The sequence below is a fragment of the Bacteriovorax sp. As-1 genome (assembly GCF_058446905.1).
Genome location: NZ_CP184341.1, coordinates 3,223,994 through 3,237,442 on the forward strand (window position 1 = coordinate 3,223,994; position 13,449 = coordinate 3,237,442).

The 13,449-nt window shown below is 41.1% G+C and carries 18 protein-coding genes; 8 read left to right on the forward strand and 10 right to left on the reverse strand.

Going from position 1 to position 13,449, the window contains the following annotated elements; genetic code table 11:
- Position 1: 1 nt before the first annotated feature.
- The 4 genes from ACN20O_RS16370 to ACN20O_RS16385 form a co-directional block, all read right to left on the reverse strand.
- The gene (locus ACN20O_RS16370; protein ID WP_491635171.1) at positions 2-253 is read right to left on the reverse strand and encodes an acyl carrier protein; all 252 of its coding nucleotides are present in this window, start codon (positions 251-253) and stop codon (positions 2-4) included.
- 11 nt (positions 254-264) lie between these two features.
- The gene (locus ACN20O_RS16375; RefSeq protein WP_491635173.1) at positions 265-1,503 is read right to left on the reverse strand and encodes a beta-ketoacyl-[acyl-carrier-protein] synthase family protein; all 1,239 of its coding nucleotides are present in this window, start codon (positions 1,501-1,503) and stop codon (positions 265-267) included.
- Positions 1,490-2,149, reverse strand: a complete 660-nt coding sequence (locus ACN20O_RS16380) for a GbsR/MarR family transcriptional regulator (protein WP_491635175.1) — start codon at positions 2,147-2,149, stop codon at positions 1,490-1,492. The genes ACN20O_RS16375 and ACN20O_RS16380 overlap by 14 nt, the downstream gene beginning before the upstream one ends.
- 195 nt (positions 2,150-2,344) lie before the next feature.
- Complete coding sequence (locus ACN20O_RS16385; RefSeq protein WP_491635177.1) at positions 2,345-2,548, reverse strand: hypothetical protein; 204 nt, start codon at positions 2,546-2,548, stop codon at positions 2,345-2,347.
- Positions 2,549-2,736: 188 nt separating this feature from the next.
- On the opposite strand from ACN20O_RS16385, the gene ACN20O_RS16390 reads away from it, so the two are divergent.
- A complete protein-coding gene (locus ACN20O_RS16390; protein ID WP_491635179.1) occupies positions 2,737-3,144 on the forward strand; it encodes a hypothetical protein in 408 nt (135 codons plus the stop codon).
- Here ACN20O_RS16390 and ACN20O_RS16395 read toward each other — a convergent pair.
- On the reverse strand, positions 3,128-3,661 hold the full coding sequence (locus ACN20O_RS16395; RefSeq protein ID WP_491635181.1) for a DOMON domain-containing protein: 534 nt from the start codon (positions 3,659-3,661) through the stop codon (positions 3,128-3,130). The genes ACN20O_RS16390 and ACN20O_RS16395 overlap by 17 nt on opposite strands.
- Before the next feature lie 71 nt (positions 3,662-3,732).
- Between ACN20O_RS16395 and ACN20O_RS16400 the strand changes: the two genes are divergently transcribed.
- Positions 3,733-4,134: a hypothetical protein gene (locus ACN20O_RS16400; protein ID WP_491635183.1), complete on the forward strand. Its 402-nt coding sequence runs from the start codon at positions 3,733-3,735 to the stop codon at positions 4,132-4,134.
- A 32-nt stretch (positions 4,135-4,166) separates the two neighbouring features.
- Here ACN20O_RS16400 and ACN20O_RS16405 read toward each other — a convergent pair whose 3' ends face one another.
- On the reverse strand, positions 4,167-4,937 hold the full coding sequence (locus ACN20O_RS16405) for an exodeoxyribonuclease III (RefSeq protein WP_491635185.1): 771 nt from the start codon (positions 4,935-4,937) through the stop codon (positions 4,167-4,169).
- Positions 4,938-5,130: 193 nt separating this feature from the next.
- Between ACN20O_RS16405 and ACN20O_RS16410 the strand changes: the two genes are divergently transcribed.
- Positions 5,131-5,445, forward strand: coding sequence for a helix-turn-helix domain-containing protein (locus ACN20O_RS16410; protein WP_491635187.1), 315 nt, complete (start codon positions 5,131-5,133; stop codon positions 5,443-5,445).
- A 28-nt stretch (positions 5,446-5,473) separates the two neighbouring features.
- Here the strand turns inward: ACN20O_RS16410 and ACN20O_RS16415 are convergent, their stop codons facing one another.
- Positions 5,474-6,196, reverse strand: a complete 723-nt coding sequence (locus ACN20O_RS16415; protein WP_491635189.1) for a hypothetical protein — start codon at positions 6,194-6,196, stop codon at positions 5,474-5,476.
- A 161-nt stretch (positions 6,197-6,357) separates the two neighbouring features.
- Between ACN20O_RS16415 and ACN20O_RS16420 the strand changes: the two genes are divergently transcribed.
- Positions 6,358-7,350: a malate dehydrogenase gene (locus tag ACN20O_RS16420; RefSeq protein WP_491635191.1), complete on the forward strand. Its 993-nt coding sequence runs from the start codon at positions 6,358-6,360 to the stop codon at positions 7,348-7,350.
- Between the two features lie 64 nt (positions 7,351-7,414).
- Here ACN20O_RS16420 and ACN20O_RS16425 read toward each other — a convergent pair whose 3' ends face one another.
- The 3 genes from ACN20O_RS16425 to ACN20O_RS16435 form a co-directional block, all read right to left on the reverse strand.
- Positions 7,415-7,618 carry a hypothetical protein gene (locus ACN20O_RS16425; protein WP_491635193.1) on the reverse strand — a complete coding sequence of 68 codons (204 nt, stop codon included), beginning with the start codon at positions 7,616-7,618 and terminating at the stop codon, positions 7,415-7,417.
- A gap of 142 nt (positions 7,619-7,760) precedes the next feature.
- A complete protein-coding gene (locus ACN20O_RS16430; protein WP_491635195.1) occupies positions 7,761-8,222 on the reverse strand; it encodes a Crp/Fnr family transcriptional regulator in 462 nt (153 codons plus the stop codon).
- A gap of 11 nt (positions 8,223-8,233) precedes the next feature.
- Positions 8,234-9,385, reverse strand: coding sequence for a hypothetical protein (locus ACN20O_RS16435; RefSeq protein WP_491635197.1), 1,152 nt, complete (start codon positions 9,383-9,385; stop codon positions 8,234-8,236).
- Positions 9,386-9,443: 58 nt separating this feature from the next.
- On the opposite strand from ACN20O_RS16435, the gene ACN20O_RS16440 reads away from it, so the two are divergent.
- Genes ACN20O_RS16440 through ACN20O_RS16455 form a run of 4 tightly spaced genes read left to right on the forward strand, consistent with a single transcriptional unit; the run spans position 9,444 to position 13,372 of the window.
- Complete coding sequence (locus ACN20O_RS16440) at positions 9,444-10,655, forward strand: peptidase U32 family protein (RefSeq protein WP_491635199.1); 1,212 nt, start codon at positions 9,444-9,446, stop codon at positions 10,653-10,655.
- The gene (locus ACN20O_RS16445; protein ID WP_491635201.1) at positions 10,652-11,848 is read left to right on the forward strand and encodes a U32 family peptidase; all 1,197 of its coding nucleotides are present in this window, start codon (positions 10,652-10,654) and stop codon (positions 11,846-11,848) included. Before ACN20O_RS16440 ends, ACN20O_RS16445 begins: the two co-directional genes overlap by 4 nt.
- A 7-nt stretch (positions 11,849-11,855) precedes the next feature.
- Positions 11,856-12,164, forward strand: coding sequence for a hypothetical protein (locus ACN20O_RS16450; protein WP_491635203.1), 309 nt, complete (start codon positions 11,856-11,858; stop codon positions 12,162-12,164).
- 35 nt (positions 12,165-12,199) lie between these two features.
- Positions 12,200-13,372, forward strand: coding sequence for a hypothetical protein (locus ACN20O_RS16455; protein WP_491635205.1), 1,173 nt, complete (start codon positions 12,200-12,202; stop codon positions 13,370-13,372).
- The last annotated feature ends 77 nt before the right edge of the window (positions 13,373-13,449 follow it).

Sequence of the window (13,449 nt, forward strand, 5' to 3'; positions counted from 1 at the left end):
ATTATTGGTTGAACTTCGGAGCAAGATACTCAACACAAGATGCCATTGTAGCAAGTCTTGGGTAGTCTTCTTGTGGAACTTCGATTTTGTGGCGCTTTTTAAGCTCCATTACGATGTCCAGGAAATCCATTGAGTCCAGGTCAAGTTGTTCTCTTAGTGCTACTTCGTCTTTGATTCCCGTTACATCGTCATCAAGAGCGATGTCTGCGATGATGTCTAGAACTTTTGAACGTACTTCTGCGTTTGATAACATAAATTCTCTCCTTATGAGTATTTCTTAACGATTAATGATGAGTTAATTCCAAGCATTCCGAATGAGTTATTTAAAATGTATTTTGAATCGTGAGCGACTTTTTCACCGTTAACCAGGTTTGGAATCGCACACTCTGGATCGAGGTTTTCGATCTTTTTACATGGGTGAACATAGCCATCAGTGAATGAAGGGATATTTCCGGCAAGTTCAAGGGCCCCGGCAGCTCCCATCGCATGTCCGATAAATCCTTTTGTCGCATTGACGTATGTGTTTTTTGAGTTCCCAAAAACCTGAGCGACGGCCTGGCATTCCTGGATATCTCCCTGGTTTGTACCAGTCGCGTGCATACTGACGATGTCGATATCAGAAGCTTCAAGACCGGCCTTTTTCATCGCAAACTGCATACATTCAATTTGTCTTTCTGTATTGGGAAGAACGAAATCTGTGGCATCACTGTTAGAGTGGTATCCTACGATCTCGGCATAGATATGAGCGCCTCTTTTTTTAGCGTCAGATAATCTCTCAAGCACATACACAGCTCCACCTTCACTCACGACAATTCCATTTCTGTCCTTATCAAGTGGGCGAGTGGCCAGGGCCGGGTCTTCGTGATGTCCTAGAGCTCCTTGAGCTTTAAAAGCAGCAAATATTCCAAATGTTTCTGTCGATTCAGAAACTCCACCGGCAAATGCTAAATCCACTTCGTCTAAAAGAAGCTGTTGAGCTCCCTGAATGATCCCTAGGTTTCCAGCGGCACAAGCGGCACCGATTGTATAATGAGGGCCAGTGATCCCCATATTAAGGGTCACTTCACCGGCCGGGTTGTTGGCAACTGTTCTTGGATTGTGGTGGTGAGACCAAAAGCTCACATCTTTATTATGTGTATTATAAAGGTCGTGAATTTCATTTTCAGTTTCCACGTTTCCGTGTTCTGTGATTCCTAAATAAACACCAACGCGGTTTTTATCCACGCTATCAAAATCGATATTTGAATCAATCAATGCTTCTTTTGTACAGTAGATTGAAATCGCTCCAGCGCGTGTCCCGCGCTTTCTCATCTTTTTTGGCTGATGTTTTGTTTCATCGAACTTGCATAGACCTGCGGCCACAACGCCCATATGGCGGATTTCAGTGTGTACGATTCCGCTCTTTCCTGTAAGAAGTCCTTCGCGCAACTCGGCCAGGTTGTTTCCCAGGGGAGAAGTTAGTCCAATACCAGTGATCACAATTCTCTGATTATCGTTTTTCATAAATACCCTTTAAATTATTTTTAAATTTTTCAGTCAGGTTATCTTTAATAGTCATTGTAATATCGGCCAGCGGTCCTGCTGTTGTCGCCAGAAGATCCAGGGCCTTTGGCAGACGTTTCACCATCGCTTCATATTGAGCATCAAATTCTGCACGGGTTTTATTCTGGGCCATGGTGATTACAAAATGCATGACACTTTCGGCGATCTCACAAGTCGTCACTATAGACTGCATTCTTCTTTTTCTGCTGGCATCTTCCGGAGACTGGGATTTATCCAGCACTCTCTGGGCCATGCGTTTAAAGTCGGCGACAACTTCCTCTTCGCGTTTTCTAAAAACACTCGCCACAATTGCCAGTGAGTCTTCTTTCGCCGAATGAAGTTTCGCTTTGGCACCCGGATTGTCTCTATCACCAGTTGTCTCAATGGCCCCGAAGTGCGTAAGAGTTTTTAATGAAAGTGAAACGGCACTTTGAGAAAGATTTAGTGTCTGCTCGATTTCTTCAGAAGTGAGTGGTTTTTTAGCGAGAACCAGTAAACCAAAAACACTTCCATCAATTCTTTTAAAACCGATGCGCGAAAAGAAAATCTCAAAGCTTGGAAGCTCTTTTAAGATCTCTGCTTCAACAATCGAATTTGACGTCGTCATAAGACTGATCCCATTGATATTTTTAAGTTATTATAAAAATATAATATATAAAATATTTGCGATTCGGTTGTGTTTTGTCCAGTGGTATTTAGTAAAAGAAATGTCTTTTGGAATGAAGGATATGCGTTATGAAAATAAAAAAGCATCCACGAAGGATGCTTTTATTAGAGAAAAACCTGAATTTAATTATTATGTTTAGCCGTCGTATTCTTCTACGTCAGACACATCCGATGAATCACTTTCATCGATAATGACTGGAGGAGTTGCAGATGATCCAGGAGCTGGAGCAACGGTTTCATCCGATTCCGGGAAGATCATCTCGTCGTCTTGAGCGTGCGCGTAAGACAGAGATACGTTAAAGAGAACTAGTCCTAGTAATAAAAGACGTTTAGTTTTCATTGGGTAAGAGCCTCCATTAGTGCCTTGGCCCTAGTATAGCACTCTCTTTGAGCGGGTGGTAGTAGAAAATAGTGCAAGAAATTCGGGGCTTCCTCCTACAAATATGTTGATTTTCCTTGAAACATTCTTAAAAATTTAGACTAAGATAGTGTAATATTTTCGATAAACATTAATTTCTAAAGGTGCGCATGGGCGGATTTAAAGACGATTTGGATGACTTAGATGAAGAACTAGAACTCGACGGAGACGAGGGTGGGGATGATGATTTCTCATTCGACGACGACGAAGACGGGGAAGAAGGTAAGGGCAGCGGTAAAAAAGGCAAATCAGAATCTGGTGGCTTTAACCGTGAAAGCTATTACGTATACAAGGACAAATTAGTTCAACTTTCTGGAACGATCAGACCTAAAGAGCGTTCGAAAGAAGGTAAAGTAATTAGTCTGGATTTCAAAACTGATGACAAGATTTACTCGGTCGTAATGGATGATATGGGCAAGAAGCTTACAGCTTCATGTTTCCAGGAATTCCTAGTGACTGGTCTTGTGAGCAAAGTTTCTGAGAAAGAGTATACGATCTCGATTAAAACTTATATTTAAACGAGTCAAAATGATGAAAGTTGGGTCTTGTATCCTCGTGAGATAAGGCCCAATAACTCAATTCGCCGCTTTTTGCTTTAATCACGCTGGTAATACCGGCCGACATATCTCCCTTGAAGAATCCTACTGGAAATTTACTCTTATTAATTTTCACGATCAGATGAAACACGTCCATACTTAAGAGGATGTCAAATTCCACTTTGTCCATTGGGGCATACTCACTTAAAGCGTCGCCTTTTTTCTCAAAGTAAAAAGCATTCCACTCGAAGTCAGGTGAGAAATTAAATTCCATGTAGCTGTTATTCTCGTTTTTAATAAAAAGCTCAAAGCAGCTTTTTTCCCAGAGTTTTATCACGCGTGCATGTTTAGGCGTGCCGGTTCCTAGATCAAGGACAGGGAGGTTTCCTTGCACCTTATAGCTTATATAGAAACATTCTTCCGTGTTATTGAACTCACTGGCGATAGTGATGGTGGGAGCGCCTTCTTTTTTAAAGGGAGTAAGAGAAAATTTTGCCATTTTAAAATCCGATTTAAACGTTTGGTTATTTTGAATTTACTTTAAGTCTTCATGCTACTGAGAAGATTACTATGAAATGGTCGCATTTTATAATTTTTTTCTCTTATGTCTTCTTACTGAAGTCTTCTTATGCTTTTGACAATGATACTTTTACCAAGGTCATTAATGCCAATCATTGGATGTCTGCAAAAAAATACAACACGACAGTGTACAGTGAAGCCGAAGCCATAGTTAAAGTAGGGCCGGCTGAAGAAAAAAAGACGCGTGAACTCACTAAGCTTCAAGAAGAGGAGTTTAATAACAAACCGGCCTGTGGTCATTGCCCAAGCCACTTGAAATTGACCCGCTCAATTAGTGATATTCTTTCGAAAATGAGAGAGAATCCGGAACTCAAAGACAATGATGAAATCCCGGTGAATATCAATCATTTAAAATTCCTCTATTTCACAGTGAAATTCGATGAGAACAAATAAGCAACTCTTACCTATCAGTTGCGCAGCCGATTTTAGAAAATAATTTCCACCGGACAATGATCACTTCCCATGACGTCTTGAAGATGCTTAATTTTTTTCATACGTCCCTGAATGTTTTCATCAATGAAGAAGTAATCTAGTCTCCATCCGATATTTTTCTCGCGGCATCCACCACGGTAAGTCCACCAAGTGTATTCATCTTTTTTATCCGGGTACTGCAATCTAAAGGCATCGGCAAATCCTGCGGCAATCATCTCATCTAAAAAAGCGCGCTCATGCGGAAGAAATCCGGTGCTGTTAACATTGTTTTTGGGACGGGCCAGATCGATTTCTTTGTGGGCAGTATTAAGGTCTCCAGTGATCAGGACACCTTTTTTCTTAGAAAGTTTTTTAGCAAGCTTTAAAACTTCACGCGAGAATTCTAGTTTATAGTCAACGCGTGAATGATCTTCTTTGCCGTTAGGAAAGTAGCCGTTTAATACGTAAAAATCAGCGTACTCGGCCCAGATAAAGCGCCCCTCAATATCAAATTTTTCGATTCCAATACCTAAATTGACCTTTAGTGGGGATACCGAACCTTTTTTCACCATTAAGGCCGTACCGGAGTAGCCCTTTCGGATAGCAGGGTTTAAATAAACCTCATAGAAGTCGCTCCAACCCTCCAAAATCTGCCTAACATCCTCATGAGTGGATTTTATTTCCTGTAGGGCAATGATGTCAGGTGAACTTTTTTCAAACCATTTGGCAAAACCCTTTTGAGTTACGGCGCGGAGTCCATTGATATTCCATGTAACGATGTGCATAAAGATCCCCTGTGAATAAAAAATGCATATTTTACAAAAATTTTGTTTAAGTTTTTCTTAAAGTTTGTTAAGGTAGTCTAAAGGTTTTGAAGTTAACAGTTCAAAATTTATTAATTCGCTCTGGAATATAAACAAAATATTTAGTACCACATAACAACATGTGAGTGACGACCCTTCGGGAGGAAATTTATTTATGAGATCATTCAAAAACATCGCAGCATTGATTAGAACTAAACGAATTAATCATCCAAAAAGCTACTCACAGTCTGACCTTTCATTACTTCTTGGATACAAGAACGGCCAGTTTATTTCAAACGTAGAACGTGGATTATGTAACGTGCCGCTAAAAATGATGAAGAAGATCTCAGAAGTTTTAGATATCTCAGCTGAAGAGATTAAGACTGCGATCCTTAAAGATCACGAAGAAACTTTGACGAACTACTTCAATAAAGCAACTGCGACGAAAAAAGCTCCTTCTCGCGAACTAGAGAACGTAGAAGTTCTATAATTTAAATTTAAAAAACTTCGGCCGAGTCCTATAGGTTTTTATACCTTAAATAGTCTTCGGCCGTTCCCACGCTTTCTTCCGTATCTTCTGAATAATCACAATTAATTTGCGACTGTAAAAGGTGAGGTTCTGCTGGTGGCAGATCTTCTGGAACCACATCACCTTCAATCGGCAATTCATGGTTCGTCGTATAAATGCGGTCGTTTTGATATCCGTTATTTCTCTTTTCAAAAAGCACTTTCACATCCGGCGCAAGCTTGTTTTCGAAGTCGCGGATGTCGTTGAGTGTGTTGTAGAAATTTCTTTCGAGCTTTGCTTTTTGAGCAGGGTCTGCTCTGTAGAAAAGGTCGTGGTATTTTCTTCTGGCAATAATGTGCTGATCAAGAAGATTTAAATACTTTTCGTAAATGCGCTCAAGAGGAGAAACCGGCGCTTGGGGCTGGCCCTGTCCTTGAGGGCGTGGACGGTTGTGGTGCGGTCTTGGCTTCTTTTTCTGGCCTTGACCCTGTCCTTGTTGTCCTTGAGGCTGATTAGGGCGATTAGGGTGCTGACCTTGAGGCCTTGCTTGCTGTCCCTGTTGTCCTTGACCTGGTTGGCGAGGCTCTGCGTTGTTGCCTTGTCCTCCGCCTGGGCGGTGGCGACGACGGTTGTTGTGCCTTCTGTTATTTTGTCCCTGACCACTTTGGCCACCTTGGTTACTTTGAGGTCTCTGCTGATTTCCACCAGAATTATTATTTGATTGCTCGCTCATTCTTTGATCCTTAGTTGATGTTTACATTATTGGTAAAAACTCATCTAAGTCAATCCGCATAATGCTCAAATGTTTTATTTACCAAAGCTTTCTCAAGCGTTATCATGCCAGAGCTATCTAAAACTCTTTTTCATACACAAAAATCTATAGAGGAGATCCTAATGAGCGCAAAAAACCGCGTGAAAGTAGCAGTCACTGGAGCTGCAGGACAAATTGGTTATGCATTGTTATTCAGAATTGCATCTGGACAAATGTTTGGACCGGAAACTGAAGTAGAACTTCAACTAATCGAACTTGAAGCTGCACTTGGTGCACTTAAAGGTGTAGCAATGGAACTAGACGACTGTGCGTTCCCGCTGCTTAAAAAGATCACATGTACATCTGACTATGCTGTAGGATTTAGAGATGTAAACTGGGCCATCCTGGTTGGATCTGTTCCTCGTAAAGATGGAATGGAGAGAGCTGATCTTCTAAAGATCAACGGTGGTATCTTCACAACTCAGGGACAAGCAATCGCAGCTAACGCCGCAAAAGACGTTAGAGTGTTCGTTGTTGGTAACCCATGTAACACAAACGCATTGATCGCGATGAACGCAGCTAAAGGTGTTCCATCAGACAGATTCTATGCCATGACAACTCTTGATGAAAACAGAGCAAAAACTCAGCTGGCACAAAAAGCTGGTGTTGATGTAACTGCAGTTTCTAATATGACAATCTGGGGTAACCACTCAGCAACTCAGTACCCTGATTTCTACAATGCTAAAATCAACGGTAAATTTGCTCATGAAGCAATCACGGATCTTGAATGGCTAAAAGGCGCTTTCATTGAAACTGTTCAAAAGCGTGGAGCTGCGATCATTAAAGCTCGCGGTCTATCTTCTGCTGCTTCAGCTGCCAACGCTGTTGTTGATGGAATTTACCACCTTACTCACGAAACAAAAGCTGGTGAGACATACTCAATGTGCCTAGCTTCTGAAGGTCAGTACGGTGTAGATAAAGGTCTAATCTTCTCGTTCCCATGCAGAACTGTTAACGGAAAACTTCAAGTCGTTGACGGCGTGAAGCTTAACGACTTCGGAACTGAGAAATTCAACGTGACTCTTAACGAGCTTCGCGGAGAAAGAGACGCTGTAAAAGAATTAGGTCTGATCTAATTCTTTTACAACATAACGAAATTTTACTTACAAAAAAGGCTCCGAAAGGAGCCTTTTTTATTAGCTAATAATTTTCGTTATAATTCTCAAATCTCTTACTGTGGAATTTGTGTGGTGCCTTCTCTCCGTCTTGAATTTTGGCAACATCAGATTTTTGTTCTTCAGCGATTTGTCTTGAAGGCGAAGAAGAACAGCTGGCGAGAAGAGCGACTGTAAACACACAAAGAGAAAGGTTTAAAAGACCTTTTTTAGATAGTAATGCTTTCATAGGACCTCCTTGTAAAGTCGTTCAGTAAGATGAAGAATTCCTTTCAACATCTTCTACTATGTATACTGCTAGTATCGTGCCAAAGTTTCGCTGGGCATTTAGATGACTATCGGTGTTTTTGTGACACCGATGGCCTCGTTTTTTATGATGATCGTGAATGTTTTTTTTGATCGACTAACTTAAAACAATGGGTTTGCTCGTCGATTGTCAGGGGTTTTATGCCCTCTACATTTTTTTTACGGATACCTTTTGACCTTATCAGCTCATCTCCTTCTCTTATCTTTCTAGTCAGTTGTTGACCTAAGATTTTCATCCATGGAGGACAGCGCTGATTCATTTCTTCATAAGGGATTTTGATGAACTCTGTGTCTTCCATACAAATGATACTGGCGCTTCGTGCACCTTCATCGAAGAAAGAAAGTTCACCGATGTATTCGCCATCACCAAGGTAGGCCACTGGGATAATCTGTGATCCTTTTTGAACGAAAACCATGACCTTTCCTTGCTTGATAATGAAGAGATCGTTTTCTTCGTCATCTGCTAAAAAGAGGATGTCATCTTTTTTCAATTTGATTTTAACAGTACCTTCAGACTCTAGGCTCATTTCGATACTCCTTATTCGTTCACACTTAAAATCTTTTTTAAGATGTCACCAAGCTCGCTGACCATCGTTTGGTAGAAAACGTTCTGTGGGACAAGTTCATCTTGAAAGAGACCTTCTTCGCTGAGCTTTGAGCTCATGAATTGATCGAAGTCTAAAACATTCACCTGGTTTTTTTGAGCGTAACTTTTGATGATGGCATTGTAGACAGCGTTTCCGCGCCAGTTCGCGCAGTCAAAAACAGTGGCCTTCATCAGTGCAGCTCTGGCCGTTTTGATATCACCAACCCCTTGGGCCGCTCGACCCAAAAGATAGTATGAACGGGCATTAGAGTAGGTGAGACCTGAGAGTTCCAGTGCTTTTGGGAAGGCCGTTTTGTAGGCACCTTCTTTGAGTTCAGCTTCAATTTCCTGTTGAACACCAATGACATCTTCGCTTTCAGCATGGGCACAGACTTCTTTAGGTTCGGCCTCAAGGTTTAGTGGGGCCGTTATAAAAACCAGATTGCTTTTTTTGTCTTTAATGTAATCGACGAACTCTTTAACTTCGTACTCATAAAGTTTGAAGGTCAGTTGCTTTTCATCAAGCTTGGCATTGGCCGCAAGGTTAGATTTGTATTCTTTAAATTCACTCAGGTCCTGATAATGGATATCACGGTAAAGTGCTTTCGAGACCCATGGGAAAGTGATGATGAGTGAAATAAGTTTTTCATCATCGAAGGTTTTAAAGTTTTTCAGGATCTTTTTTTGATCATCGATCTCAAACTTTTTCTCAAAGAGTTCGCTGGTTCCTCCAAAATAAATGATGATGGGAGGAAGTTTTTTAAGCATTTTAATTTTATGGATTGTACGGAAGAGTCCTTCATTATCCGCACTCCAGTTGTAGATTGTCGGAGGCGTTTTTAAGAGTCCCTGGAACTGCGAACGAATGTTGTCCGTATACGGATCGAGGGTTTTTCCCATGCGATCGCCGACAATGAGAATCTTGGCATTTTCCGCTTCCTGAATCTCCTTAGCATGCTCCTTCTGAAATTTTTCATCAAAACTGTTTAGGAAGGAGTATGGGTACGGGGTGATGACTGTGCGTTTTTTAGAGTAATCCCAATATAAGTAGGCACTTGCGCCGACAACCCCAAGGAGAATCAAAATGAGTAACTTTTTTAACATACTTTGATTGTATTGGATTTTTTTGGTATCTAAAAGGGCGTATTTAAAAAGGAAAAGTATGACCAACACCATTTGGACGCCGGAGCTTTTGAGCCCGGCCGGAAGTTTAGAGAAATTGAAAGTAGCTGTTCTTTACGGAGCAGACGCAGTTTATTTAGGTGGGCAGAAGTTTGGACTTCGCCAGGCCTCAGACAATTTCACTGCTGAAGAATTAAAAGAAGGTGTAGAGTTCGCTCACGAAAGAGGTTCATTGGTTTATGTTGTTCTTAACAGCTTTCTTCACGATAAAGATTTAGAAGAGCTTCCTGAGTTTTTAGCTCTGTTATCAGAATTAAAAGTTGATGCCGTTATTGTCTCTGATTTAGGGGTAATCACTGAAATTCAAAAACACTCTAATTTAGTCATCCATTTATCAACTCAAGCTTCGTGTTTAAACGTTGAGTCCGCAAAACTGTGGAAGAAAATGGGCGTGACGAGAATTGTTCTTGGTCGCGAAGTGACGATTAAAGAAGCAAAGAAAATTAAAGACGAGACAGGTCTGGAGATTGAAATGTTCGTGCACGGATCAATGTGTATGGCCTTCTCTGGAAACTGTGTAATCTCAAACTACACTCAAGGCCGCGATTCAAACCGCGGTGGGTGCGCGCACTCTTGCCGTTTTGAATACAGCATTGATTTCAACCAGGATGAAGAGGCCAAAAAAGCTTTTTTCATGTCTTCAAAAGACCTGGAAGGAATCCGCATGCTCACAGAATTTATTGAAGCAGGTATTGATTCACTAAAAGTCGAAGGAAGAAACAAAAGCCATTACTACGCAGGAACTGTGTCGAAGGTTTATGCTGAAGCTCTTCGTTACTATAAAACTAATGGAAATTTCCTTTCAGATGACCTGATTCGCTGGGAAGAAGAATTAAGAAAAATCTCTCACCGCGACTACACGACAGGAAGCCTGGATGAGTACGCGGATGAAAGCTCAATCTACAATCAGCGCGAAAGCGATGAGATTGAATACACTGTCAGTGGTGTCGTTCTTGAAGTCAAAGAAAATGAACACATCCTGATGGAAGTAAGAAGCGCATTTTATCCAGGGGATGAATTAGAAATCATGCCGTTTAAAGGCAGAATCATCAACCACAAGATCGCGACGATTAAAACCATCGCAGGCATTGAAATCCCAAAATCAAAACCTGGAAGCGTAGTAAAGGTTCCGTACATGGCCGGAGCTGAAAGATTTAACCTGATCAGAAAAAAAGCAGAGGTGCGCGTATGAAATTTATCACCTATGCCGAAAATAAAACTCAGTTAGAAAAACTGGCCTCTCTTGTGAACGCAGGAAAAGTAAACCGCGATGACTTAGAAGTGATTGTTGGAACAAGAACTCTTTCCCGTTACAGTGAAATGGGGCTTGAAGAGCTTCTTGAATTGGTTACATTAAATCAATCACTGAAACTTCCTCTTGTCTTAGAGTGGGATGTTCTTCAGCAAGAGAGCTTATTCTTAAAAAATAAAGAAACTATCAGCAGACTTCCTCTGCATGAATTTAAGGCCATTCGTGTTCAAGACCCGGGAGCACTTAATACGATCGCAGAAAATTATCCGTGGCTAAAGGTGCAATTGATCCTGGAAAATGGAAATCATAACTTCCAGGGGCTTTCTCGTTGGAGTGCTTTTTTAGGTGAGCAATTAGACCGCCTGGTGCTTTCAAATGAGCTTTCACGTGAACACTTAAGCCGTTATGCAAGTGAGCTTTCATCAGGACTAGAAGTCCTGGCCTTTGGCCGCATTCTTCTTTTTTATTCTCCGCGACTGCTACTTTCTCCACTTAAAAAAGAAGAAATCCAGAAGTCTCTACAAGATAAAAACATTGAAGCTTTTGGTACAAGTGAGGAGAGTCCACACGCTGGATTCCCTTTAATCGAAAACGCTCATGGGACTTTTATGTTCAACGTAAAAGACCTCTACTTATTGGATCACTTGGAAGAATTAAAATCGCTAAACATCGGCGCCGTTCGTTTCGATCTGCGCTTTGATGAAAGTTTTAAACATTTAGAGGCGATGCTCGATCTTTATTACGCGCGCGTGACTCATGCTGATATCAACATTAAGAATGCTCATCCGCGTCCGATGATTAAAGGTTTCTACAATATCAATAAAACAGATGTCCTTTTTACGAAGCTAAAAAACAAACGCATCCAGCGCCAGGACGACAATTACATTGGCGAGATTGTCGATGTAGAGCGCGATCAGCAGATGGCCTTAGTTGTAAAGTCAAAACACTTAAAACTAAACCTGGGGCAGGAAGTTCAGTTAGTCACACCAGAAGGCAAAGTGAAAAACGTCAGCATTAAAACGATGATCGACACGAGCCGTACGGAAAAAGAAAGTGCAGCAACTAATGAGATTGTGCTTCTGCCTTTCTTAAGTGGTGTTGTCGCAAAAACTCAGGTCTACCTGGTCCAATAGGAAGTTTATGAAAATCATGACTCTTCTTTTTATCGGTTTTTTTTCAGCTTCTGCTTTTAGCAGCACATTTATGTGCCGTAGCTACAATTCAGGGGCCATCATTATCGCCGATACGACAAAGAGAGAGATCATTGTAAAAGACCGCTTTGGCAATGAACTTAATATCCTGGACGAAGTAGACAGCAGTGCTCTTGACTCTAAGCTTATCTTTACTCGTGAAGGAGAAGTTGTTTTTAGTATTGAATCCTACGAAGACGGAAAACTTCTAGGCACATTTGAAAACGACAGCTCTTATCAGTGTTTTGTGAGAAATTAGTTCTCATCTTCTCGAATCATCAGTACAATTTATTTATGGAAAATAGAGAAGATAAACCGTTGCGTTCGCTGACAACGCCATCAATGGATTTTTTGCTTTTAGGTGGCTTGAGTCTAGTGGTGTGGGCCGTGATGACGTCTATGCGCCTCTTGCAGACAGAGCAAGAAGTTCAACCACAATTTTTTCAAATGATGCTGGCCTTTAGCTGGCTGTCTATTTTCTGCAACTATCCTCACTTTTTAATCTCATACCGTTTTGGATACGGGAGGGGAAAGGGGTTTATTTTTAAACATTGGCCATCGCTGATTGGCGTTCCGGTTTTTTTCCTTATTCTTTATTTTGGGACGTTCTTTTTCTTTCATGAGCAAATCTACACTTCTTCTTTTGTAGTTGGACTCAATAACATCTTTAGTGCGGTCGGTATTGGTTATAAAATCGGAGAACTTCCTAACTTAGGAATTGAGCTTTTGGGACTTGCTGTGCGAATTATGTACCTGACGACTGGGTGGCATTATTCTAAGCAGGCCTTTGGTTGTATTATGGTTTTTTCTCACTATCATCATTATCCTATCAGCAAATTTCAGCGCCTCATTTGGAAAAGCAGTCTTTTTAGTGTGGCGATCTATAATTTCTTTTTTGTCACGAACCTGGCAGCAGAAGGCAATGGGGCCTTTTCCATGTTTTTTAATCTCCCCATGAGCAAAATCATTTTACCGAAGATCCTTAAGACCTGGTCACTGTTGGCCGTCATTATCAGTGGATTGATGGTGGTTTATTTTGTACTTTATAAAAACTTTAAAGCAGGGAAGACTCCAACAAGCGCTATCCTGGTGCCATGGATTGCTTTGCATTTTTGGTGGATTCCTTTATTTGGTATGATGGATTTTTTCTATCTGGCGGTGCCTTTTTTCCACGGTCTTCAGTATCTTCTTTTTGCTTACCAACTCGAAGCACCTGAGCACAGTTGGGAGAGAATTAAAAAAATGAAAATGATGAGTGTGAAAATCTTCATTCTTTTTTTAGTTGGCTATCTTTCTTTTGAATACATTCCTCAGATGCTGGATTCATGGCTTTCAACAGACCGGCGCTTTCAAGTGATGTTTTTCTTCGTGGCCATTCCTGTCTTTATCAACGTCCACCACTTTTTCATCGACAGCGTCGTCTGGCGCTTTAATGACGAGACCATCAGGAAGAAACTGTTGGATTAAACCGTGTAATAATGACAAACCTTCCACAATCTTTCCATAGTCATTTGGTACTTGATTGTATCGACGATTCTTGGAGG